Consider the following 24,407-nt stretch of genomic DNA (forward strand, 5'->3'; position numbering starts at 1 on the left):
TTCGTTTGCCGATTCCCTCCTTCGTCGTGTCAGACTTTTTGGTTAAAAAGTTGTGTCGCGATTTTGAATGAACCAGCGATCGAAATGACCGTTTTTGCCCGATTTCATCGCGGAAAATGGCAGAAGCGTTTGCGATTGGGCATCTTTCGAGTTGCGAAAGACGCCTAACCGAGACTCGAAAGGTAAGCTATCGTCTTGCGGTTTGGCGTTTATCGAGGTGCGATACATGCCCAACCGTGAGGCGGAATGGAGGATGCGAAGTGTGGAATGATGAATTGCGAATGTAACACACTGACGGTTAGTGTGTTACATAGATGCGCTGGGAATGGCGTATTTGCGCCCAACATTTCTTTCGTGGAAAAGAAATGTGTAGATTTTGCTATAGATTGTTGCGATAATTGTGCGCGGGGCAACGAGGGCTTGCGACCGATGTGGCCGCAAGCCTTCGGTTTAGCGCTGCGCCTTGATCTGCTCGCCAAACTCCTTCGACACGTAGTTGAAGAGACTCTTGCAGCAGTCGGCCGAGAACTCCATGCCGCATGCCACCACCTTGTCCCATTGCTCGGGCGTGAGCCCTTGGGCGAGGTCGTTGCGTGTGATGCCGTATTTGAGTAGGCCATAGATGAATCCCGCGTTGAAGTTGTCGCCCGCTCCCACGGTGCTCACGGTGCTGGTGGGCGGCACCGGGTAGCTGCGCTTCAGGCCCTGGTCGGCGCGAAGCTCCACCGTGTCGGCGCCTTGTGTGCAGATAAACTTCTTGCAATAGAACGACACCTCGGCCGTGTAGACCTTGTCGGGGTCGCGCATCTTGTAAAGCACGTCGAAGTCCTCACGGCTGCCGCGCACAATGTCGGCATACTCCAGGTTCTCCAGGTAATTGGGGGTGATCTTCATCACCTCGTTGCGATGCGACGAACGGTAGTTCACGTCGTAATAGATGATGGCGCCATGGGCCCGGGCGTACTCCAGCAGTCCCACGATTTGCGGTCGGATGACGGGGTTGACGGCATAGAACGAGCTGAACAGCACGATGTCGTCGGGCTGGATGTCGGGGTAAACAAAGTCGAGCTGGTCGTGGGGATGGTCCTTATAGAAGATGTATTCGGCGTCGTTGCGCTCATCGAGAAACGCCAGGGAGATGGGCGACTTCGAGTCGGCGAACACGTTCACGTGGTCGGCGTTGACACCGTTTTCGCGCAAAAACCTGATGATATGCTCGCCCACGCGGTCGTGGCCGGCCTCGCCAATAAACGTGGCGTCGACGCCGCAACGGCCCAATGAGATAAGCGCGTTGAAGGCCGACCCGCCGGGGTAGGCGCCAATGGGTTGTTCGTTCTTGAAGATGATGTCGAGCACTGTCTCGCCTATACCTATAACTTTTCGCATAATCTTTGTTCCTTAAAAAAACATGGTGTGTTGTTGGCGTTGCCTCTTGGCTTGCGCCCGAATGACCTTAGCCGCTGCAAATTTCCATATTTTCAAGCACATTTCAAAGTAAAATTGGGTATTTTTGCACCCGAAATGAAATATAATACTTGCACACTCAGCAATGGCCTTCGCGTCATACATCTGCCATCGGCCTCGCCCGTGGTCTACTGTGGCTATCAGGTGGGCGCTGGATCGCGCCACGAGGATCGCGGCGACGAGGGCCTGGCCCACTTCTGCGAGCACGTTACCTTCAAGGGAACGGAGCGGCGCAGCGCCTGGAGCATCCTCAACAGCTTGGAGCAGGTGGGCGGAAGTCTTAACGCATATACCAACAAGGAGGACACGTGCTACTACGCCGCCATCCTCAAGGAGCACCTCACGCGTGCCGTGGCATTGCTCACCGACATTGTGTTCCACTCCACCTATCCGCAGGCGGAGATCGACAAGGAGGTGGAGGTGATCGGCGACGAGATAGATAGCTACAACGACTCGCCCGCCGAGCTCATCTTCGACGAGTTTGAAAACATCCTCTTCGACGGCCATCCGCTGGGCCATAACATCCTTGGATCGACCGAGAGGGTGCATGCGTTCACCACCGCCGATGCCTTGCGCTTCGCCCGTAAACACTACCGCACCGACAACGCCGTGTTTTTTGCCTACGGCGACATCAACTTCGCCCAACTAGTGAGAATGTTGAAGCGGGCAACGGAAGGAATAGAGGTGGGCGCAGCGGAACCCAACCTGCTACCTTTAGGGGCTGCAGCCGAACCCTCTGCCCATCGTGCGGAGCCCTCGAAAGCGGTGCCGACGAAGGAGATTGCATCGCCTTTGTGGGGACGTGTCATCCTGAGCGACCGCGACACCCATCAGGCCCATGTGGTGCTGGGATGCCGATCCTACGACGCCCACGACCCTCGCCGCACGACCCTCTATCTGCTCAACAACATGCTGGGTGGCCCTGGCATGAACGCCCGCTTGAATGTTGCGCTCCGCGAACGCCACGGACTGGTCTACACCGTTGAGAGCTCGATGGTGAGCTATAGCGACACGGGGGTGTGGTGCACCTATTTTGGTTGCGACCATCACGACACGCGGCGTTGCCTCCGTTTGGTGCGCCACGAGCTCAACCGCTTCATGCAGGCGCCCCTCAGCGAGAGTCAGTTGCGCGCCGCCAAGCGTCAGCTCATTGGGCAGATCGGTGTGGCGTGCGACAGTCGTGAGAGCTTTGCCCTCGACTTCGGCCGCATCTACCTGCACTATGGCTTGGAGAAGGATATTGAAGCCCTCTGCCGGCGTGTGGAGGCCGTAACTGCCGAGAGCCTCATGGAGGTGGCGCGCGACCTCTTTGCGCCCGAAAACCTGACCACCCTCATCTTTGGTAACCACGCCTAAGGGGCTTGGAGGTTGGTGAAGTCTAATTAGTGATTGGGCTTTAACGCAAAAAAGCCATTGCATGTGGCCTTCCCTTTTGAAGGTTTCATGCAATGGCTTCGCTTTTATAGGCTATCGGTCGTTGGACCGAAGTGGTTCATGCCATTTTGCTTTCGTATTTCTTGGAAGTTCTGTTAGCCTTGTTGGTTAGGCGAAACTGATGACTCCCTGCACGGTGTTGTTGCCGTTGTCGGTCTCCTTCTCTACTGTGTCGCCATTGGCTTGTTTGCGAATTTCCTCGAGCATCTGGCGGGTACGCTTGTAAGTAGGCGTGTTCTCCACGGCGAGAATCACATCTTCGTTGTCGAGATCGTTCTGGTTGAAGATGAAGATGTGCGGACGGCGCTTGTACTGTGGGTTGTTGGCGTCCTTGCCATAGTAGCGGTTGCGACGGTCCTGGCGCTCGGCCTCCTTCTCCTCCATCTCAGCGATGCGGTTCGACTCCTCGATGGTGCGTCGGGTGCGACGGTCCTCCGGCTCCACGTCTTCGATGCCGAAGCCCGTGGCGAGGATGGTTACCTTCACCTTCTTGCCCAACTCCGGGTCGAGGGCGATACCCCATTTGATCTCGAAGTTGCCGCCAAACTGGGCCATGAAGTCGTTCACATCGTTCATCTCCTCCATCATGAGGCCCGAATGGTCGTTGTTCTTGCCGTTCGAGAAAGCGATGCTCAGAAGGATCTTCTTTGAGTTGAACACATCGTTGTCGTTGAGCAACGGTGAGTTGAGCGCGTCGTCGATGGCCTTCTTTACGCGGCCTTCGCCCTCGCCGTAACCCGTGCTCATGATGGCCACGCCACCGTCCTTGAGCACCGTCTTCACGTCGTTGAAGTCGAGGTTGATGAGGCCGTGGGTGGTGATGATCTCGGCAATGCTCTTCGCTGCCACGCTGAGCGTGTCGTCGGCCTTGCCGAAGGCGTCGAGCACGTTGAGCTCCGGATAGATCTCACGCAGACGCTCGTTGTTGATAACGAGCAATGCGTCGACGTGCTTGGCCATCTCCTCCACGCCGTCGAGCGCCTGGTCGATCTTGCGAGCGCCCTCAAAGCGGAACGGAATGGTTACGATACCCACGGTGAGGATGCCCATCTCCTTGCTCACCTGAGCGATGACGGGAGCGGCTCCGGTGCCTGTTCCGCCACCCATACCTGCGGTGATGAACGCCATCTTCGTGCCGTCGTCGAGCATGCGGCGTATGTCGTCGACGCTCTCTGTGGCTGCCTGACGGGCGCGCTCGGGACGGTTGCCGGCTCCAAGGCCTTCCTTGCCGAGCTGCAGATGCACGGGCACGGGACTGTCGTTGAGTGCCTGTGCGTCGGTGTTACAGAGCACAAAGGTCACGTCGTGTATGCCTTCGCGATACATGTGGTTGACCGCATTGCCGCCGCCTCCACCAACACCAATCACCTTGATGATGCTGTTCTCCTTGTCGGGCGATCCGAAATCGAGGATGGAGGGTCTGCCGCTGTCTATGATTTGCATGTTGTTATCTTTGTCTGCCATAATGGTCATGCTGTTTGTTGTCTAAATGTTGCTGCTTGTTCTCGTGGTGATGTTGGTTGGAGGCTTACTTCTCGTCTTCCTCTTCGATCATGTTTCCGACAAACTTCTTGAAGGCGCGCCATGCCTTTCTGGGAGCTGAGTTCTCGCGTTTCTTGCGGCGCTCTTCCTCCTCAGCCTCGGCCTTGGCCTGCGCCTCGGCACGCTCCTTCTCCTCGGCGGCCTTGCGGGCGGCCTCGCGAGCGGCCTCCTCGGCGGCCTTCTCGGCCTCGGTGAGCACCTTGCCAGTGCCTGTTCCCTCGATGGTCTTGGGCTTGCGGATCTCGGCTGCGGCCTGAGCCTTGTTGTCGCCGTTGCCGCTAAATAGGTCGTTGGTGATGGGTGCGCCCGCGCAATTCATGTCGCCCTTGGCCAGCAGGCCGAGGATGGTGCACATCGTTCCGTCCTTGGCGTTGATCGAAGGATTGCTGGAGTTGATGGTTTGCGATACAAACTTGGCCACGCGAATCTTGTCGACGTGGGTGTGGTTGCGGAAGGCGCGATCAATGTTCTTCATGTTGGCGCCGCCGCCTGTGAGGATGATGCCGCCAAGAAGCTTGTCGGAGTACTCGTTGGGCACTTGGCACCATACGTTCTCCACAATCTCCTGCACGCGGGCTTCCACGATGTCGACGAACTTGCGCTCCTCCACGCTGCGGTCGTTGTCGATGGGATAGGTCTTGCCAGGGTCGATCTCGTTGGCGTCGGTGTAGGCCGAGGCGTAGTTGATCTTCATCTGCTCGGCATCCTTCTCCTCCATCTGCAGTGATGCGATGTCCTTGGTGATGTTGTTGCCTCCCAAGGGAATGACGGTAAGGTTGCGCAGAATCTTCTTGTAGAACACGGCCACTGTTGTGGTGTCGGCACCCAAGTCGACCAATACGCATCCGCTGCGCTTCTCGGCCTCGGTGAGCACGCTGTCGGCCAAAGCCAAGGGCGACAGGTACATCTCTGCGATGGCGATGCCAGCGTTGTCGAAGCATTTGTTGATGTTGCGGTAGAATGCTTTGCGCCAAAGGATATTGATGAAGTTGCCCTCGATGCGTGAGCATTGTATGCCCACGGGGTCGAGTTGGTACTGGTTGTCGATCTTGTACTCCTGTGTGGCGGCGTCGAGAATCTCCAGCTCAGGGTATTGCATGCTGCGATTGGCATCCATCAGCTCGTTGATCACGTCTTGCGTGATGATGGTGTCGTTGGGCAGGTCTACCACGTTGGTGTTTTTCACGCTACGGATCGACTGTCCTCCAACGCCCACATATACTTGGGCTATGTTTGTTTTCAGCGTTCTTTCAAGTTTCGCGACTATGTTGGTTAGTGTTTGAACCGTCTTGTCGATATTGTAGGCCACGCCCTTACGGATGCAAGAGGTGGAGTCTTCCTTGACCACGGCAAGCACGTTGATGCTGCCATCGAGGTTTTTCTTGCCCGCAATACCGGTCATCTTCGATGAGCCCAGTTCAATAGCTACTATAAATTCTGCCATAGATCTATGATAATTATCAATTCAATTTTTGTTTCTTGCAAATGATCTGATTGTCAAACTCCACGTTGATGTAAGAGTATTTGTTCCATCCGGCCTGCGCCAACCCGTACTTATAGAACTTCTGTAACCTGTCGAGCTTGGTGTTGACGTAGGCTGTCACCAGTTTCTTTCGGTCGTTGACGTATGAGGTTTGTGGCAGTTGGCCGATGTAGATGATGTGGTTTCCCACGCGCGGCACCAGTTCTATGCCGTAGTCGGGCAGCACATTGATCTGCACAATTTGGTTTTTCCAGAAGTCGCTCGCCATGAGTGTGCTTCCCACGTGCGCCACATAGTTGCGCGCAAACCATTTGTTGATGTGCCCGGTGGCGATGATGAGGTCGCTGGTATAGTGGGAATTGGGCATGATTCGGTTGTCGTCGTCGAGGTAATAGTCCTCTCCGTTGGCCGCCTTGATGCGCAGGGTGGGCATTCGTTGGGTGAGGTAGATATGCACCGTGCCGTCCTGTGTCTTGTAGCATTGTGTGGTCTTGACGAACGGACTCTGGCCCAGCGTCTCCTCGATGGTGCGTGCGTTGATGTCGCGCATCCGCTTGTTGAGCGGATAGATGTTGCCTTTCTGCAGTCGCGCCTTGATCTCCGCCGCCGTGATGAAGCCGTTGGTCGTCTCGTCCTGGATGTCGATGCTCACCTTCTTGCATACGGGCGCCTCCTCTTTCGGCTTGTTGAAAGAGGCGAAGGCCACCACGATGTAGGCTCCGAGCGCTACATCGAGTGTGATGAGTAGGGTTTTCTTCCAGTTGAAACGCATGGTGATGATTAGTTGTTGGCCTTCTCCTTGGCCTCAATGAGCTTGGCTATCTGTGGCACGTAGTTGTCGAGGTCGCCTGCTCCAAGGGTGATGAGCACGTCGAAATCGCGGCTTTTCACCAGTTCGAGCACGTCGTCCTTCTTTATCTTGCTCTTCTCCACGCCTGGCTTCAGGTTGTCGTAGATGAGATCGGAGGTCACTCCCGGGATGGGCAGCTCTCGTGCGGGATAGATCTCAGTGAGGATCACCTCGTCGAAATGGCTGAGCGCATCGGCGAAGTCTTTGTAGAAATCGCGTGTGCGAGTGTACAGGTGGGGCTGGAAGATGACCGTGATCTTTCGGTTCGGATAGATCTCCTTGAGACTCTTGGCGCTCTGCAGGATCTCCTTCGGGTGGTGCGCATAGTCGGAGAGAAGCACGTGGTGGGCGTTCTTCACCTTGAAGTCGAAGCGTCGATCCACACCGTGATAGGTCTCCATTCCATAGCGCAGTTCCTGCGGAGTGCAACCGTTGAGCTGTGCCATGGCCATGGCAGCCACGCCGTTCTCGATGTTGATGGGGATGGGTTGACCGAGGTGCACGTTCTCGACATTGCCGACGGGTGAGATGAAATCGAACGAGATCTCACCGTCTTCAATCTTGATGTTCTCGGCATGGAAGTCGCCCTTGTCGCGGCTGTAGGTATAAGTCTTTACGCCTTCCTGCACGTTAGCCTTCATCTCCAGGTCGGTATGGATGATGAGTGCGCCACCCGGCTGGATGAGTTCCGAGTAATGACGGAAGCTCTCCAGGTAGGCGTCTTTGGTTCCGTAAATGTCCAAGTGGTCGGGATCGGTGGAGGTGATGACGCTCATCCATGGGCGCAGCCAGTGGAAGGAGCGGTCGAACTCATCGGCCTCGATGACCACAAAGTCGCTCGAGTCGGAGAGGATATAGTTGGTGCCGTAGTTCTTTGAGATGCCTCCAAGGAACGCATTGCAGTCGATATGGCTTTGGTGCATGATGTGAGCGCACATGGTGGATGTGGAAGTCTTTCCGTGTGTGCCCGCCACACACAGTCCCTTGTGGGTGCGTGTCAGCGTTCCGAGCACCTGAGCGCGTTTCTCTATAACGAAGCCGCCATCGCGGAAGTATTGCAGTTCCTTGTGTTCGGCCGGAATGGCCGGTGTGTATACCACGAGGCAAGATGCGTTGTCGCGGCAAGCGTGTGGTATTTCGTCGACGTTTTCCTCATAGTGAATGAGCATGCCTTCCTTCTCCAGGTGGCGCGTCAGGTCAGACGGCGTGCGGTCGTAACCGGCCACTACCAGTCCCTTATGTATGAAATAACGTGCGATGGCGCTCATGCCGATGCCACCAGCGCCGATGAAATACACGGCTTTAATGTCCTTCAGTTCCATTGTCTTTTATTTATCTCCTTGTTGACCGCTAAGGTCTTATTGTCCTCACTTTCACTCCTTGTTTCCGAATATTATTCTCCCCAAGCCAACTTCACCACCTCGTCGGCGATGACGTCGGCCGAGTTTTTCAGTCCGAGCGCCTTGATGTTTTCGCTGAGCGATGCCAGTTTGCTGTCGTTTCCAACTGTTTGAAGCGCGGTGTGGAGCAGCTCGTGGGGTGCGTCGGCGTCTTTCACGTAGATGGCCGCGTCCTTGTTGACGAGCGCCATGGCGTTCTTCGTCTGGTGGTCTTCTGCCACATTGGGGCTGGGCACGAGGATGACAGGCTTTCCGATGAGGCAGAACTCGCTGATGGAGCTTGCTCCGGCGCGGCTGATGACGAGGTCGGCGGCCTTGTAGGCGGCGCCCATGTCGCTGATGAAGTCGAGTACCTTGAGGTTGGGAATGTCGCCAAACGCCTTGACGGCTTGGTTCATCTCCTCATTGTAATACTTGCCGGTTTGCCATATAAACTGCACATCGGCGTTCTTTACTATGTCGAGGTGTTGCTTCATGCTTTCGTTGACCGTGCGCGCTCCGAGGCTTCCGCCCACGAGCAAGACGGTCTTCTTATCGGGATTCAGGCCAAAGCTCTTGCGAGCCTCCTCCTTTGTCATGGTGTTGTCGAGCACGTTTTGTCTGACGGGGTTGCCTGTCTTGACAATCTTTTCGGCGGGGAAGAAGCGCTCCATTCCATCGTAAGCCACGCAAATCTTCGAGGCTTTCTTGGCCAAGAGCTTGTTGGTGACGCCCGCGTAGCTGTTCTGCTCCTGTATGAGACAGGGTATTCCCTTGCTTGCGCACACGTTGAGCGTTGGGCCGCTGGCGTATCCGCCCACTCCCACAGCAGCCATGGGCTTGAACTGCTTCACAATCTTCTTGGCGATATATTGGCTCTTCCAGATCTTGAACAGGACCGCGACGTTCTTCAGCAGGTGCTTGCGGTCGAATCCGCAGATGGGTAGTCCCTTGATTTCGTAGCCTGCCGCAGGCACTCGATGCATCTCCATTCGTCCGAGAGCTCCCACAAACAATATCTTGGCATTAGGGTGCTTAGCCTTAATGGCGTTGGCGATGGATATGGCCGGGAAGATATGGCCCCCTGTTCCTCCTCCGCTGATGATGATTCTTAACTCCTTGTCCATAATCTCTTATTTTTGCAAAAGTAATCAATAATTCCCACTTCTGATCATTTTCAATCCTTTTTCTTGCATGCCTGCTGATATCCCTTGAGTGGGTTTGGGGGAAGAGCTGCAGGTGTTATGCTGTGGCTGTGGCCACGGTTCTCTTATTTGTTGTGTCGTCTTTCACCTTCTTTGCCGTTCGGCTCACACTCAGGATGATGCCGATGTAGACACAGTTGACGATGGTCGACGTGCCACCTTTACTGATCAGCGGCAACGGTTGACCCGTCACCGGCACCAGACCCACGGCCACACACATGTTGAACAGCGCTTGCACCACGAGCAATAGCGCCAGTCCCATGGCCAGGAAGGCCGGGTAGTTGTTCTCGCATCGGTTGGCGATACGTCCGGTTCTGAACAACAATATGATATAGAGCATGGCCACGACAAACGCCCCCTCGATGCCCGTCTCCTCAATGATGATGGCATAGATGAAGTCGGAGAAGGCCTGCGCCAGGAAGTCGCGCTGCACGGAATTGCCCGGTCCTCGTCCCACGATGTTGCTGGTAGCGATGGCAATTTTGGCGTGCGCTTCTTGCGCTCCCTTGTCGAGGTCGACCTTCTCAGGCGGCACTTCCTTCGAGTTGAGGAACTTGTCGATACGCGATTTCCAAGTGTCGAGTCGGTGCAATACGCCCTTGTGCCCCTTCGAATTCTCGGTGCTTACCGTCTGTCCGTTGGCCAAGGTCTGTTCTGTAAGGTTTTGTGGTTGCCCCTCTTTTTCCGTATCCTCACCAATGGCCATGACCGCCGTTACCACCATGACGATGAGCAGCACGACCGTTAGCACCAATTTTCCTATTTGTTTGCCTGGTACGCGCCCGATGATCATCATGAAGAAGATGACCGCGGCCAACAGAGCGGCCGTTGACAGGTTCTCCAATCCGATGAGAACCAGGAATGGCAAGGCCATCTGTATGATGTATCTCATGGCCTTTCGGTCCGCTCCCTTATCAGTTTGCATGGCGCTTAGGATTTGCGCTGTCATCAAAACCAACGCTCCCTTTGCCATCTCCGAGGGTTGGAACTGCACGCCCATGATGGGAATCCATCGGCTTGCGCCGTTGGTCGATTGTCCTAAGCCAAGCACCAGCAATAGCAATATTCCTGCGAAGAGGAGCATGATGGGAGTCAATAGCTTGAAGTACTTGCAGTTGATGTTGAGCGTAACCACCATCAATCCGAAGCCCACGACGATGAGCGCCATGTGCTTGATGATGGGCGTGAGGTAGTTTCCGCCTTTGTAGGTCAGCTCCGAGGAGGCAGAGAACACCTCCACGATGCTGATGATGCAAAGGAAGAAAAAGACCATCCAGATGACCTTGTCGCCTTTGAATAGGTTGGATAACTTCTTGTTCATTTCGTTTGTTGGGCTCATGCGCGGCTTTCGTGCCGCCCATTGGCTATAAACTTCTTACGAGTGTCTTGAATTGTTCGCCGCGATCCTCCATGTTCTTAAAGAGGTCGAAGCTTGCGCAGCAGGGCGAAAGCAGTACGGTGTCGCCGGGACGGGCCATCTCGTAGCATGCCTCCACGCACTCCTTCATGCTGTGAGTGTCGCGTACGGGAATGCCGAGCTCGTCGAAATTGGCGTGCAGTTTGGCGTTGTCGGCACCGAGGTACACCAGTCCCGAGCACTTCTGCTTCACCAGCTCCTTGATCTCGTTGTAATCGTTGCCCTTGTCTTTGCCGCCGAGGATGAGCACCACAGGCGTCTTCATGCTTTCCAAAGCGTACCAGCAGGCGTCGACATTGGTGGCCTTCGAGTCGTTCACATAGTGCACGCCCCTCACGTCGCACACCTTCTCCAGTCGGTGTTCCACCCCGGGGAAGTCGCTGAGGCTCTTGCGGATAATCTCCTTCTTGATGCCCGTGATGTTGGAGGCCAGGCCGGCCGCCAGCGAGTTGTAAATGTTGTGCTTGCCCGTGAGCGACAGTTCCTCTTGCTCCATGTTGAACGGGGTGGGGAACTCCAGCTTGTACTGTCCCTCCTCGATGTAAGCGATGGAACCCTCCTCCTTCAGTTCTGAGAATGGGCAGGCCACGGCCTTGATGTCGTATTTCTTCAGTTCCTCCTTGATCACCGGGTCGTCGTTCCAGTAGATGAAGCTGTCCTCGGCCGTTTGGTTCTGCGTGATGCGCATCTTGGCAGCCGCATAGTTCTCAAACTTGAAGTCGTAACGGTCGAGATGGTCGGGCGTGATGTTGAGCAGGATGGCGATGTTGGCGCGGAAGTCGTACATGTTATCGAGCTGGAACGAGCTCAACTCGATGATGTAATACTCGTGCGGATCCTCAGCCACCTGCAACGCCAGGCTTCGGCCAATGTTGCCCGCCAAGCCAGCGTCGTAGCCCGCCGCCTTGAAGATATGGTAGATGAGCGACGTCGTAGTGGTCTTTCCGTTCGATCCCGTGATGCAAATCATCTTCGAGTGGGTGTAGCGTCCGGCAAACTCAATCTCGCTGATGATGTGCGTACCCTGCGCCATGAGCTTCTGGATCATGGGTGCCTTCTCGGGTATTCCTGGGCTCTTGATGATCTCGTCGGCGTTGAGGATGAGTTCCTCCGTATGATGTCCCTCCTCCCACTGAATGCCGTGGTCGTCGAGCACCTTCTTATATTTATCGTTGATTTTCGACATGTCCGACACGAATACGTCGAACCCCTCCTTCTTGGCCAGCACGGCGGCTCCTGCACCACTCTCGCCAGCTCCTAAAACTACGATTCTCTTCATTGCTTTCATTTTGTCGATGGTTGTTGTATAGGGGTGTTCGCGCCCCTTTGTTTGCCGTTTTCGCGCCTTACCTTATCTTCAGGGTGATGATGGTTAGGGCTGCGAGGATGATGGTCACGATCCAGAATCGGATGGTGATTTTCGACTCGTGCTTGGGTGCGTGCGGTGCCTTGATGAGGTATTTGCACTCGGGATCGAGCTGCTCGTCGGTCACACGGAAGTTGTCGTGGATCGGAGTGCGCTTAAAGATGCGCTGCTTCACGCCCTTGTGCTTACCTATTTTGTAGTACCACACTTGGCAGATGACGCTGAGGCTCTCCACGAAGAACACGCCGCAGAGAATGGGTAGCAGCAGCTCCTTGTGGATGATGATGGCGCCCACACCAATGATACCGCCGATGGTGAGCGATCCCGTGTCGCCCATGAACACCTGCGCGGGGTAGGCGTTGTACCACAGGAAGCCGATGAGGGCGCCCACGAAGGCACACATAAACACCACCAGCTCTTGCGTGTCGGGTATGTACATGATGTTGAGGTAGGCTGCAAACTCGATGTGGGAGCTCACATACGCCAGTATGCCCAAGGCCACGCCGATGATTGCCGAGTTTCCGGCGCACATGCCGTCCATGCCGTCGTTGAGGTTGGCGCCGTTGCTCACGGCCGTCACCACGAAGATGGTCATGATGACAAACAGGATCCATCCAGCCGCCGTTTTGTACTTACCGCAGAACGACATGATCTGCGAGTAGTCGAGGTTATGGTTTTTCACAAACGGGATGGTCGTCTTGAGCGACTTCTCCGCCTCTGCGCTGTGGCTCACCACCATCTCCTGTCCGTTTTGGCGTTCCATGGTCAGGTTCTCGTTCATCTTCACATCGGGCGATGCCCAGAGCACCAGTCCTACGATGAGGCCGATCGACACCTGTCCCACAATCTTGTATTTGCCTTTCAGACCCTCCTTGTTGCGGCGGAAGATCTTGATGAAATCGTCCATTCCGCCGAGGAATCCGAGCCACAGGGTGGTGACGATCATCAGGATGAGATAGATGTTTCTCAAGCGTCCGAGCAGCAGCACGGGGATAAGGATGGCCACGATGAGGATGATTCCACCCATCGACGGCACTCCGATTTTCTTCACGCCGAACGGGTCGATGGAAGCGTCGCGTTGCGTCTCGGTGATTTGTTTGCTCTTAAGATACTTGATGAACCGCTCGCCAAACCACGTTGAGATGACCAGCGAGAGGATGAGCGCCAGCAATGCACGGAAGGAAATGTATCCCCACATGCCCGATCCGCTGATGCCAAACTGTTCTAAGAACCTGAAAAGATAGTATAACATGCGTTGTCGTTTTTAATTTGTGATGTGGCGGTCGCTTGTGTGGGCCGCCGTGGCTGTTGCCCGCAGAAGGGTAGTGCCTTATGCGTTGAATATCTCGTGCAGCACCTCCTTGTCGTCGAAGTGGTGCTTCACCCCCTTGATTTCCTGGTAGTTCTCGTGTCCCTTTCCAGCCACGAGAATCACATCGCCCTTTTGGGCCATCATGCAAGCGGTCTTGATGGCCTCCTTGCGGTCTACGATGGCCACCACCTTCTTCATCTGCTCCTTGTTGAGTCCGGCCAGCATGTCGTCGATGATGGCCTGCGGGTCCTCGAAGCGCGGGTTGTCGCTGGTGATGATGACCCGGTCCGACTGCTTCACGGCCTCCTGTGCCATGATGGGTCGCTTGCCGTGGTCGCGGTTGCCTCCTGCGCCACACACGGTGATGATCTGTCCCTTTCCGTTGAGCACCTCATGGATCGACGACAGCACGTTGGCCAGCGCGTCGGGCGTGTGGGCATAGTCGACGATGGCCGTGTAGCCGTCGGGCGACTGCACCGGCTCCAGTCGGCCACTCACGCTGTGGAGGGTAGAGAGCGTCACGAGGATGTCCTCGGGAGCCTTGCCCAGCATGCGTGCGGCGCCATAGACCGCCAACAGGTTGCTCACATTGAACTTACCGATAAACTGCACACCCACCTCATGGCCGTCTACGTCGAGGTACATGCCAGCGAAGTGCATCTCGATGATGCGTGCGCGGAAGTCGGCCATCTGTCGGATGGAGTAGGTCTTCACCGTGGCCTTGGTGTTCTGCACCATCACCATGCCGTTTTTGTCGTCGGCGTTGGTAATGGCGAAGGCCGTCTTGGGCAGGCCGTCGAAGAACGCCTTCTTGGCGTTGCGGTAGTTCTCGAACGTCTTGTGGTAGTCGAGATGGTCGCGTGTGAGGTTGGTGAAGATGCCGCCGGCAAACTTCAGTCCGCTGATGCGCTTCTGTGCGATGGCGTGGCTTGAGCACTCCATGAACGCATACTCGCACCCCGCCTGCACCATGCGGCCGAGCAAGGCGTTGAGCTCGATGGGGTCGGGCGTGGTGTGGTCGGCCGGAATGGCCTCGTCTTCGATGTAGTTGCACACGGTAGAGAGCAGTCCGCACTTGTGCCCCATCTTTCGGAACATATTATATAATAAGGTGGCGATGGTCGTCTTTCCGTTCGTTCCCGTCACACCCACCAGCGTGAGGTGGTGCGAGGGGTCGCCATGGAAGAGCGTTGCCACCTTGCCAGCGGCGTCCTCGGTGTCGGCCACCTGCACATAGGTCACGCCCTCGGCCTTCGCCTCCGGCATGTCCTGGCACAACACGGCCTTCGCCCCGAGCTCTATGGCCTTGGTGATGAACTGGTGCCCGTCGACCTGCGTGCCCTTCATGGCCACGAACAGATGTCCCGACTTCACTTTTCGGGAGTCGATGTTTACTCCCGTGATGTCTACGTCCACGTCGCCGACGATGGCCAGCGGCTTGGTGTTCTTCAACAGCTCTTGCAGTTTCATATCTTTATGCTTTATTGTTATTCTAATTTCAGCGTGCAAATTTCGCCTTTCTTGATGTAGTGGCCAGGCTCAAGACTTTGCTCCACCACCTTTCCGCGCCCCCTGACGATGCACCTCACACCTCGGCTCTCGATGAGATACACGGCGTCGCGTGCTCCCATTCCCATCACGTTGGGTATGTATTTGCGGCTGGCCATGCCCTCCTTCTTGAGCAGCACGCTTCCGGCGTTGCGCTGTGCTGCGCCCCATACGAGGGCGGCTTGCGTGGCCGGTGTGGCGTAGTTGGTGGTGGTGTTGATGCCCAGCAGCGACAGCACGCGTTGTGCCGAGAAGATGTTGCCGTTCTTCACGTCGGGAATCGGGTGGGAGGTCGAGTCGCGCGCGTCGCTGATGTCGTACCTCACATATTTGGCCATGATGCCTTCGGCGATGTCCTTAAACACCTGTCCGCTCATCCATCCGTAGGCCGGCAGACCTTGTTTCTGTATGCATACGATGCAACTGTAGTAGGGCTTGTCCTTCTCGCCAAACCATCCGGCGAAGGAGAGCAGGTGGTTGGGCGCTCCCTTGTAGGATCCGTTCTTGGCGATCATGGCTGTACCCGTCTTGCCACACACCCAGAAGTTGGGACTGTTGGCCTTCTTTCCCGTTCCGTTGATCACCACACGGTGCAACAGGTCTTGCATGATCTTGATGGTCTTCTCGGAGGCGATCTGCTCTCTGCCCTTCACCACTTGGGGCGGATAGGCCGTCAGCGTGTCGCCGTTCTTCACGGTGGCCTTGACGAAGCGCGGCTGCATCATGCGTCCGTTGTTGGCGATGGCGTTGTAGAAGGTCAGCGTGTAGATGGGCGGAATCTGCGTCTCGTAGCCGATGCTCATCCATAGCAGGGCCGTCTTGCTCCAGTTTTTCCATTGTCCGTTGGGGTAGCGCTCCGGCATTCTGATGCTCGGGCGCGCGTGTCCCTCTATAGGAATGCTGATGTTGGGGTCGTTGATTCCGGTGCGCCATATTCCCTTTACAAACCTCTCTGGGTTGTTGTGGTAGAAATGGTCGACCATGTAGCTGACGCCGATGTTGGAGCTGAGCTCCATCGCCTTGCCCAGCGAGATGGTGCCGTATCCGCCCGAGCGCCAGTGGCTGTCCTTCATGTCGCGTCCGTAGACGTGCCACACACCGTTGCCGGTGGGTATCTTGAATGTGGTGTCGCACACGCCATCCTCCAGGGCGGTCATCACCGAGGCCGCCTTGAACACCGATCCCGGTTCCACGAGGTCGGTCACGGCGTGGTTTTGTATCTCTCGGTACTTGCCGTCGACGCAACGCTCCAGGTTGACGATGGCCTTGATGTCGCCGGTTTTCACCTCCATGACGATGGCCACGCCAAACTCGGCGTCGATCTCCTGCAATTTCTTCAGCACGGCGCGTTCGGCCAGGTCTTGCATGTTCACGTTGATGGTGGTCATGATGTCGGCTCCCTCCACGGGCTCGCGCTGTATGATGTCCATGTATTTGCTGAGCACCTTGCGGCGGTTCTTCAGGCCGTCGGTTCCGCGCAGCAATGAGTCGTAGGAGAACTCCAGGCCGCAACGCGGCGTGCGGCCCATGTCCTTCTCGTTGAACATCGATCCGATGGTGCGTGCCGCCATGTTGCCGTAGGGTCGTGTGCGCGACTGCAACTCCTGCGGGATGAAACCGCTCTGGAAGCGCTTCAGGCAGAAGACGGGCAGCTGCTTCACCTCCGAATAGGTGTTGTAGTTCACACGCTTCGGCCAGATGGGGTAGTAGCGCTTGCCCTCGCGGCGCCCTTTCTCAAGGTGCGCCTTGAAGTCGTGGGCGCTCTTCTCGGGGAATATGTCGTGCAGTCCCATGCAGATGCTGTCGAGCTTGGCTTCCCAGAGCGAGTCGTTCTTGGCCTCGTGGAGCTGTTCGAAATCCATGTAGAGCTTAAACTCGGGCAGCGACGAGGCCAACAGCTGGCCGTCGTCGCTGAGGATGTTTCCACGCTGTGAGGGCACCGGCACGCTGTCTCGTGTCTCGCGCTTGGCCACCTGCTCCCAGTAGGATCGTTGCGCCGTCATGATGTAGCCTGCCTTGATGAGCACAGCGAGGGCCACCAGGGTGAGCAGCATGCAGATGAGGCTGTAGCGCGGCATGACCTTTTTTTCGTTAAACTTACTCATGACGGATTATTGACCATTGGGAATTTCTATAAAATAAGGAGGTTGGCTGGCTATCTTCAGCACGCTGTCCTTGTTGTCTTTCAGCATCTCGAGCACGTTGCTCTCCCTGCTGAGTTCGGTGAGCTCGCTCTCGCTGCTGAGCGCCTTGTACTTGGCGTCGGTGAGCTGCTGGTGGAGCTTGTCGATTTCGATGATGTCTTGCTGGCAGCTGTATCGGTTCGACACGTAGATGATCATGAAGAAGACGATGAGCAGGATGAGCCACACCTGTCGGCGGATGATGGCTGCGCTGAGGATGTCGCCGCCCAGGATCTTGCGCAGCGAGAACATTCTCGATTGTGGCGCCTCGTCCTCCGTGGCGGTCTCCTCGATCACCTCTTTCAGCGTGAGCTCCTCCAAGGGCTTGCTGTCGATGGGCTTTTCCTTGTCGTCTTGTATGTTGGGGTTGTTCTCTGTCATTTCTTCTCTGCAATTCTAAGTTTGGCGCTGCGGCTTCGTGGGTTGCTCTGTTGTTCCTCGTCGGTGGGAACAATCACTTTCGACGTGATCATGCGGAACGGGCTCTCCACCCGTCCGAAGAAGTCTTGCTCCACCTTTCCGTCGGCGCGTCCGGTCTTCATGACGTTCTTCACGATACGGTCTTCGAGCGAGTGGTAGGTGATGATGCTCAGTCGTCCGCCCGGCGCCAGCAGTTCGGTGGCCGCGGCCAGCATCTCCCGGAGGGCGTCCATCTCGTGGTTCACCTCGATGCGTAGCGCCTGGAAGAGTCGGGCCAGGTCTTTCTTCTCGCGGTCGCGTCGGAAGAGCGGTTCCACGGCCTCCATCAGGTCGTGTGTGGTGGCGATGGGTTTCTGTTGACGCGCCTTGACCAGCGTGGAGGCTATGCGGCGTGAGGTGCGCAGCTCGCCGTAGAGGTAGAGCACGTCGGCCAGTTGGCCCTCGTCATACTCGTTGACAATGTCGGCTGCCGTCTTTCCAGCCCGTTTGTTCATGCGCATGTCGAGTGGTGCGTCGAAGCGGAACGAGAAGCCTCGGCTCTCGTCGTCGAAGTGGTGGCTCGACACGCCAAGGTCGCCCAGCAGGCCGTCGATGTGGTCCACATTGTGGTAGCGCATCCAGTTTTTCAGGTAGCGGAAGTTGGACCTCACGAAGGTGAACGTCGGCCGGTTGGTTGCCTCGCCATCGCCTGGCTGCTCACCGTTGGCCGCCTCGGGGGCTTGCGGGAAGAGCGTCCTGACGTTGTTCTCCGCGTCGGCGTCTTGGTCGAAACCAAACAGCCGGCCGCCGGGGCCCAGTCGGGAGAGAATCTCACGCGAGTGCCCGCCTCCTCCAAAAGTAACGTCCACGTAGGTTCCGTTGGGGGTGATGTCGAGTCCGTCCACGCTGGCTTTCAGCAGCACGGGTACATGATATGTTTCAGCAGTCTTGACCATGCTTGTCACTATTCGTTTGTTGATGTTGGCTTGTGGGTGTCGTCGCTTTTTGGGGCCATGAGTTGCTCCAATGCCAGCCCAAACTCGTCGTTGTTCATGAAGGGCTCGCCGCCAGTCTCGTTGGCCCACACCTCGATGGTGTCGCCCATGCCCACAAAGCGTATGGCTTGCTTGATGCCTGCGGCTTCCAGGAAGTTCTTGGGGATGAGTATGCGGCCGTTGCCGTCTACGGCGAGGTTGATGACGCCGCTCACAAAGCTGCGGTAGACCATCTGCTGGCGACGGTCCCATCGCGAAAGGCGGGCGCGCATCTCGTCCATCTCGCGGTTCCAGACGCTCTCGGGGTAGATGACGAGGCATTTCTCGAAGATGTCTTGGCGCAACACCAGGCCCTCCTCGCCCGAAGTTAGGAGCACTTTGCGAAACGCGGAGGGGAGGAATGCCCGTCCCTTCGTGTCTGTTCGTGCCTCGATGTTGCCTAAAAACCGCATGTGTTCTAATTTATAATAATTTGGCTCCAAAGTTACACAAATTTCCCCACTTTACCCCACTTCTCTCCACAAATTTTGTTTTTTGCCCTCATTTTGTGACATCCGACAGGCCGCAGCCCCTTGGGCGGAAGGGAACGCCTGTTGCGAAACGATACGACAAATGGCTCGCTGAGAATGGCGCGAAATCCACCAACACCCACTTCGCCCGCAAATACGCGATTCTCGGCGCGTTTTCGCAACAATCTGATAGTTAACAACTTATCGTCAGAGGGGCCTGCCCCGTATTCCAAACTCCACATTCCGCACGATGAAACATGCCTAACCGAGCTTCGAAACATGCCTAACCAACGCGCGATAGCTTGCCTTTCGAGTCTCGAAAGATGGCCTTTCGCAACTCGAAAGATGCCTAATGGCAACGACTCCTCTCACACGAGCCATCCCCGTTGGGCACAGGAGGCTCTCGGAAGTCCCTTTTCCGCTTCTATTTGTGAGGCTCTCCGTGATGCGTTTTTGAGTCAAATTGCATTACAAAAGGTCGACTCGGCAGATGGCGAATGAGCGCTTATGGTGCCCATCCGCTGCTTGTGGATGGCGTGGGGCGTGGTGGGTGGCGCTCGCGAACCAGGCGTCGAGGGGTGGGCGGAAGGGTGGCGCGGGGTGCCTTTTCGGGAGCAAATGTGAAGAAAAGATGATTTTTTGAGCAAAAAGGAACCAATTTAGAAAAAGAAGTGTTATTTTTGCAACTTGTTAGTAGAATAGCTTGATAAGCGGAAGCATGGAAAAGACCATCGACATTGATAAGATACTTCGGAGCAAGATGGGCGAGAAAGCCAAGTGGGTGCCTCGCTGCCTCGTGAGCTGGCTGAAGCATATCGTCCATGAGGACGAGGTGAACCGATTCTTGTGGGAGAGCCGCGAGAAGGTAGGAACCGAATGGCTTACCGAATGTGTGAAATACCTGAAGATGAACGTTACCATCGAAGGCGAGGAGAATCTGCCCGACAAAAACGACGGAAAGCTCTACACCTTCGTGTCGAACCATCCATTGGGTGGTGAGGACGGCGTGTGCCTGGGATCCATCATCGGCAGGCATTACGACGGTAAGTTCCGCTATCTGGTCAACGACCTGTTGCTCTCGCTCCCTGGCTTGCGCCCCGTGAGCATTGGCATCAACAAGACCGGCAAGCAGAGTCGCGACTTCCCCCGTATGGTGGAGGCCGGCTTCCGGAGCGACAACCACATGCTCATGTTCCCCGCCGGACTCAACTCGCGCATGATCGACGGCAAGATACACGACCTGCCGTGGAAGAAAACGTTTATCACTAAGAGTGTGGAGTATCAGCGCGACGTGGTGCCCATCTATTTCAGCGGGCGCAACTCGAAGCGCTTCTACCGCATTGCCAAGTGGCAGAAAAAGCTGGGGTTGAAGATCAACCTGGCCATGCTCTTCCTCGTCGACGAGATGTATGAGAACGTGGGGAAAAACTTCCGTGTGGTGGTAGGTAAGCCCATACCCTGGCAAACGTTCGACAAGAGTCGAACACCGATGGAATGGGCCAAATTTGTAGAAGATAAGGTATACGAACAAGCTGGGCCTGCCTCGGAAAGAGGCGAGTAAGCCCGTATAAGAGATTATGATGGAAGAAGAGATTTGTCAACCAGTCGGCAAGGATCTGCTCAAGGCTGAGTTGACCCATGAGCGTGAATTGAGGACAACAAACAAGAGCCACAACGAGATTTATGTGGTTACGGCCAAGAACTCTCCCAACGTGATGCAGGAGATAGGAAGGCTCAGAGAGGTTGCTTTCCGAACAGCTGGCGGAGGAACGGGAAAGGCGGCAGACATCGACGAGTTCGACACCATGGACGACGGGTGCCGACAACTCATCGTTTGGAATCCGGAGGCCGAGGAAATCATCGGTGGTTACCGCTATCTGTTCTGCGATGATTGGCAGATCAACAACGACGGGCAACCGCAGGTGGCCATGGCCCACATGTTCCATTTCTCCGATAAGTTTATGAACGACTATGCGCCCAACACCGTGGAGCTCGGTCGCTCGTTTGTGGCGGTCGACTATCAGAACGTGCGCAAGAACACCAAGTCGATTTTTGCACTCGATAACCTGTGGGATGGCCTCGGAGCCCTGACGGTCATCAATCCACGATGCAAATATTTCCTGGGAAAGATGACCATGTACCCCTCGTTCAACCGTCGTGGGCGCGACATGATACTCTATTTCCTGCGCAAACACTTTGGCGACAAGGATGGCCTCATAACACCGATCGAACCGGTGGTTTTTGAGACTCCCGAGGAGGAACTGAAGGCTATCTTCTGCGAGGACGACTTCCGGGCCGACTACCGCATCCTCAATCGCAACGTGCGCCAGTTGGGCTACAACATCCCGCCGCTGGTGAACGCTTACATGAACCTCTCGCCCACCATGAAATTCTTCGGAACGGCCATCAACCACGAGTTTGGCGAGGTGGAGGAAAGTGGCATACTCATTGCCGTCGATGAGATTTTCGAGGAGAAGCGTGTGCGCCACATCAATAGTTTTGTGGAGGAGCACCCCGAGGCGCTCAACTTCCCCGGCCGCCCCAACACGGTGATGCTCTAAGCAGAGACCGATGGGATTGGGTTGAGAACCTAACGCATAACACATAAACAACCGCAGGGCCATTCCTGTCTGTGCGATCATGGCACGATGACGGGAATGGCCCTGCGGCTGTTTGGGGAATGTGCTCGTGGGCGTTTCGCGATGCGGTTTGCGCTTATAGGAACTCCATGAGGATGTCCCACACGGCGATGATGTGGCAAACGGAGCCCATCAGCACAAAGAAATGGAACACCGTGTGCATGAAGCGGCGCCGGTTCAGACTATAGAAGATCGCGCCCGTGATGTAGCTCACGCCCTCGCCGATGATCCACCAGAACGATGTGCGCGGCAGGGCGTCGATGAGCGGCTTGAAGGCAACGAGCACACTCAGGCCCATCACCACGAAGCAGATGGTCTCTACGTTGCTGTGGCCCTTCAGGCCGCGGAAGCTCACGATGGTGCCCGCGATGGCCGCCGACCAGATGAAGATGAACAGGGTCCAACCCCAATAGCCTTGGTCGCGCAGGCAGATGAGCGTGATGGGCGAGTAGGAACCGGCGATGTGCCAGTAGATGGCGGCGTGGTCCCACTTGCGCAAACGCTCCTTCCAAGGCGACCAGGCGCTCAAGGCGTGGTAAACTGTGGAGGCGATGTACGAGCAGATCATGCCAAAGAGATAGAGAATGATGCCCGCCGTGGCCCAACCGTTGCCCACCTGGAAGCACCAAACGAGGAAGATGGTGCCGAAGACGATGCCTAAGGCTATGCCGCCGGCATGGCTCCAACTGTTCCATAACTCTTCCTTGTGATTGAAGAAAATGCGCCGTTTCATCGTGTTTTTTGTCGTTAAGGGTGATCAGACGATAGGCAATGCGATGCCTTCTATCTTTTGGTAAATGTCGAGCGCGTAGATGTCGGTCATGCCGCTGATGTAGTCGAGCACGGCCATGATGCGGGTCTCCAGGTGCGGACTGTTGATGTCGTACTGGCTGCTGAACCTGCTGATGAGTTGTTGGGAGTGGAACTTCTCGGGGTGGACAGCCGCCGAGATAAGCGTCTCCATCAGGGTCTCCATGATTTTGTAACCGCTCAACTCCACGTCGAGCACCGGTTTGCTGCGGTAAATCTTGGCGCGCGACAGTTCGACGCAACGCTGGTAAGCCTCGCGCAGGGGCGTGTCGATGTGCTTGATGAGGCTTCCGGTGAATGTGCCTTGCAGAATCTCGTCCTCGTGATTTACAAACGTGTTGACGCAGGCGCGCTCCAAGGCGCCCACCACACAGGCTCGCATGTAAACCACCTGCTCGTTGCGGTCGGTCACGCCCTCGTCGTCGAGACGCCGCAGGATGTTGGCTTGGCCCTCGGCGTCGAAGAAGCCGAGCAGCAGGTTGCGCGTCTCCTCAAACGAAAGGATCTTCAGTTTGTGTGAGTCCTCTATGTCCATAATCTCGTAGCAGATATCGTCGGCGGCCTCCATCAGGTAAACCAGCGGATGGCGCGCGTAGCGAAGAGGCTCGCCGGGGGCGGAGAGACAAATAAGGCCCAATTCATCGGCAATTCTCTGGAAGCTCGAAGCCTCCGACTCGAAGAAGCCAAACTTGCCGTGAGCGCCGGCGTGCTGGCTCGAGAAGGGGTATTTCACGATCGACGCCAACGTGGAGTAGGTCATGACATAACCGCCCGCGCGGCGCCCCACAAACTGGTGGACCAGCAGGCGGAAGGCATTGGCGTTGCCCTCAAAGTGGGTGATGTCTTGCCAAATGGCGTCGCTCACCTCGCTGCGCAACGTAGAGCCGGGACCCTCGGTGAAGTAGGTCTGGATGGCCTTCTCGCCCGAATGGCCGAAGGGTGGGTTACCCATGTCGTGGGCGAGGCCCGCCGTTTGCACAATCGTTCCTATCTCCTCAAACAGCGTGCCGCGAAGCTCCGGGTGCTTGTCCGTCAGGCGGCGCGCCACGTCGTCGCCCAGCGACTTGCCCAGCGACGACACTTCCAATGAGTGGGTAAGGCGGTTGTGGACGAAGATGCTGCCCGGAAGGGGAAACACCTGCGTCTTGTTTTGCAAGCGACGGAAAGGGGCTGAGTAGATCAGACGGTCGCCGTCGCGCTTAAATTCGGAGCGGTCGTCGTGGCGAAGGGCATGGCGCTCCTCCTGCCCAAAACGCTTGTTGGAGATGAGTTGGGTCCAGTTCATGTTGGTTCTTGTTTCAAATCACAGCACGCCAAAGTGTTGAGACTGTGAGGGTTGGTTTGGCAAAGTTACGTTTTATTTCTCCATTTTTCGCCTTTTTAATAATTAAAAAGTATATAAGTGGACGGAATTTAGTAATTTTGCAATTGTTATGTTGAATATCAAAGTAGTCAATACTGGCCACCAGCCGCTTCCGGCTTACGCCACCCATCAGAGCGCAGGTCTCGACCTTCGCGCCAACCTGTCAGAGCCCATCGTGCTGCACCCCTTGGAGCGAGCCCTCATTCCCACGGGCTTGCACATCGCCTTGCCCGATGGCTACGAGGCTCAGGTGCGTCCGCGCAGCGGATTGGCCCTCAAGCATGGCATCACCGTGCTCAACACACCGGGAACCATCGACGCCGATTATCGCGGTGAGCTCAAGGTGTTGCTCGTCAATTTCTCCAACGACGACTTCGTGGTGAACGACGGCGAGCGCATCGCACAGATGGTGGTGGCGCGTTATGAGCAGGTGCAGTTTGAGACTGTAAGCGTGCTCGATGAGACGGAGCGCGGCGAAGGGGGCTACGGCCACACGGGTGTGAAATAAT

General features: G+C 56.2%; 20 protein-coding genes. 4 read left to right on the forward strand and 16 right to left on the reverse strand.

Going from position 1 to position 24,407, the window contains the following annotated elements; genetic code table 11:
* Positions 1-450: 450 nt before the first annotated feature.
* Positions 451-1,386, reverse strand: a complete 936-nt coding sequence (locus tag WKK33_RS02900) for a carbohydrate kinase (protein ID WP_337468516.1) — start codon at positions 1,384-1,386, stop codon at positions 451-453.
* Between the two features lie 135 nt (positions 1,387-1,521).
* Between WKK33_RS02900 and WKK33_RS02905 the strand changes: the two genes are divergently transcribed.
* Entirely contained in the window at positions 1,522-2,820 is a 1,299-nt protein-coding gene (locus WKK33_RS02905) for a pitrilysin family protein (protein WP_337932401.1), read from the forward strand.
* A gap of 186 nt (positions 2,821-3,006) precedes the next feature.
* On the opposite strand, the gene ftsZ is transcribed toward WKK33_RS02905, so the two are convergent.
* The 13 genes from ftsZ to WKK33_RS02970 form a co-directional block, all read right to left on the reverse strand.
* Positions 3,007-4,362 carry a cell division protein FtsZ gene (gene ftsZ / locus WKK33_RS02910; protein WP_337568707.1) on the reverse strand — a complete coding sequence of 452 codons (1,356 nt, stop codon included), beginning with the start codon at positions 4,360-4,362 and terminating at the stop codon, positions 3,007-3,009.
* Between the two features lie 64 nt (positions 4,363-4,426).
* On the reverse strand, positions 4,427-5,884 hold the full coding sequence (gene ftsA / locus WKK33_RS02915; protein ID WP_309439092.1) for a cell division protein FtsA: 1,458 nt from the start codon (positions 5,882-5,884) through the stop codon (positions 4,427-4,429).
* A gap of 16 nt (positions 5,885-5,900) precedes the next feature.
* Positions 5,901-6,695 carry a cell division protein FtsQ gene (locus WKK33_RS02920; RefSeq protein ID WP_215759259.1) on the reverse strand — a complete coding sequence of 265 codons (795 nt, stop codon included), beginning with the start codon at positions 6,693-6,695 and terminating at the stop codon, positions 5,901-5,903.
* Positions 6,696-6,703: 8 nt separating this feature from the next.
* The gene (gene murC, locus WKK33_RS02925; RefSeq protein ID WP_337932403.1) at positions 6,704-8,095 is read right to left on the reverse strand and encodes a UDP-N-acetylmuramate--L-alanine ligase; all 1,392 of its coding nucleotides are present in this window, start codon (positions 8,093-8,095) and stop codon (positions 6,704-6,706) included.
* A 71-nt stretch (positions 8,096-8,166) separates the two neighbouring features.
* On the reverse strand, positions 8,167-9,279 hold the full coding sequence (murG, locus tag WKK33_RS02930; RefSeq protein ID WP_215759257.1) for an undecaprenyldiphospho-muramoylpentapeptide beta-N-acetylglucosaminyltransferase: 1,113 nt from the start codon (positions 9,277-9,279) through the stop codon (positions 8,167-8,169).
* Positions 9,280-9,394: 115 nt separating this feature from the next.
* On the reverse strand, positions 9,395-10,678 hold the full coding sequence (locus WKK33_RS02935) for an FtsW/RodA/SpoVE family cell cycle protein (protein ID WP_215759256.1): 1,284 nt from the start codon (positions 10,676-10,678) through the stop codon (positions 9,395-9,397).
* 43 nt (positions 10,679-10,721) lie between these two features.
* Complete coding sequence (murD, locus tag WKK33_RS02940) at positions 10,722-12,053, reverse strand: UDP-N-acetylmuramoyl-L-alanine--D-glutamate ligase (RefSeq protein WP_215759255.1); 1,332 nt, start codon at positions 12,051-12,053, stop codon at positions 10,722-10,724.
* 67 nt (positions 12,054-12,120) lie between these two features.
* Entirely contained in the window at positions 12,121-13,392 is a 1,272-nt protein-coding gene (gene mraY, locus WKK33_RS02945) for a phospho-N-acetylmuramoyl-pentapeptide-transferase (RefSeq protein ID WP_337568714.1), read from the reverse strand.
* Positions 13,393-13,470: 78 nt separating this feature from the next.
* Positions 13,471-14,922 (reverse strand): UDP-N-acetylmuramoyl-L-alanyl-D-glutamate--2,6-diaminopimelate ligase, encoded by a 1,452-nt coding sequence (locus WKK33_RS02950; RefSeq protein ID WP_337932405.1) that lies wholly within the window; start codon positions 14,920-14,922, stop codon positions 13,471-13,473.
* Positions 14,923-14,939: 17 nt separating this feature from the next.
* A complete protein-coding gene (locus tag WKK33_RS02955) occupies positions 14,940-17,105 on the reverse strand; it encodes a penicillin-binding transpeptidase domain-containing protein (RefSeq protein WP_337932407.1) in 2,166 nt (721 codons plus the stop codon).
* Between the two features lie 6 nt (positions 17,106-17,111).
* Entirely contained in the window at positions 17,112-17,564 is a 453-nt protein-coding gene (locus WKK33_RS02960; RefSeq protein ID WP_252344876.1) for an FtsL-like putative cell division protein, read from the reverse strand.
* Positions 17,561-18,538 (reverse strand): 16S rRNA (cytosine(1402)-N(4))-methyltransferase RsmH, encoded by a 978-nt coding sequence (gene rsmH, locus WKK33_RS02965; protein ID WP_337932408.1) that lies wholly within the window; start codon positions 18,536-18,538, stop codon positions 17,561-17,563. Before rsmH ends, WKK33_RS02960 begins: the two co-directional genes overlap by 4 nt.
* An 8-nt stretch (positions 18,539-18,546) precedes the next feature.
* Entirely contained in the window at positions 18,547-19,029 is a 483-nt protein-coding gene (locus WKK33_RS02970) for a division/cell wall cluster transcriptional repressor MraZ (protein ID WP_337932409.1), read from the reverse strand.
* A gap of 763 nt (positions 19,030-19,792) precedes the next feature.
* Between WKK33_RS02970 and WKK33_RS02975 the strand changes: the two genes are divergently transcribed.
* Together WKK33_RS02975 and WKK33_RS02980 are read left to right on the forward strand one after the other, a co-directional pair.
* Positions 19,793-20,647, forward strand: coding sequence for a glycerol acyltransferase (locus tag WKK33_RS02975; protein WP_215759266.1), 855 nt, complete (start codon positions 19,793-19,795; stop codon positions 20,645-20,647).
* A gap of 19 nt (positions 20,648-20,666) precedes the next feature.
* Complete coding sequence (locus WKK33_RS02980; RefSeq protein WP_309438304.1) at positions 20,667-21,647, forward strand: GNAT family N-acetyltransferase; 981 nt, start codon at positions 20,667-20,669, stop codon at positions 21,645-21,647.
* A 154-nt stretch (positions 21,648-21,801) separates the two neighbouring features.
* Here the strand turns inward: WKK33_RS02980 and WKK33_RS02985 are convergent, their stop codons facing one another.
* Both WKK33_RS02985 and dgt read right to left on the reverse strand, forming a co-directional pair.
* Complete coding sequence (locus WKK33_RS02985) at positions 21,802-22,458, reverse strand: hemolysin III family protein (RefSeq protein WP_287767581.1); 657 nt, start codon at positions 22,456-22,458, stop codon at positions 21,802-21,804.
* Positions 22,459-22,482: 24 nt separating this feature from the next.
* Positions 22,483-23,820, reverse strand: coding sequence for a dGTP triphosphohydrolase (gene dgt, locus WKK33_RS02990; protein ID WP_309438300.1), 1,338 nt, complete (start codon positions 23,818-23,820; stop codon positions 22,483-22,485).
* Between the two features lie 148 nt (positions 23,821-23,968).
* Between dgt and dut the strand changes: the two genes are divergently transcribed.
* The gene (gene dut / locus WKK33_RS02995; protein ID WP_309439101.1) at positions 23,969-24,406 is read left to right on the forward strand and encodes a dUTP diphosphatase; all 438 of its coding nucleotides are present in this window, start codon (positions 23,969-23,971) and stop codon (positions 24,404-24,406) included.
* The last annotated feature ends 1 nt before the right edge of the window (position 24,407 follow it).

The sequence above is a fragment of the Hallella sp. genome, assembly GCF_037460745.1.
GTDB lineage: Bacteria > Bacteroidota > Bacteroidia > Bacteroidales > Bacteroidaceae > Prevotella > Prevotella faecis.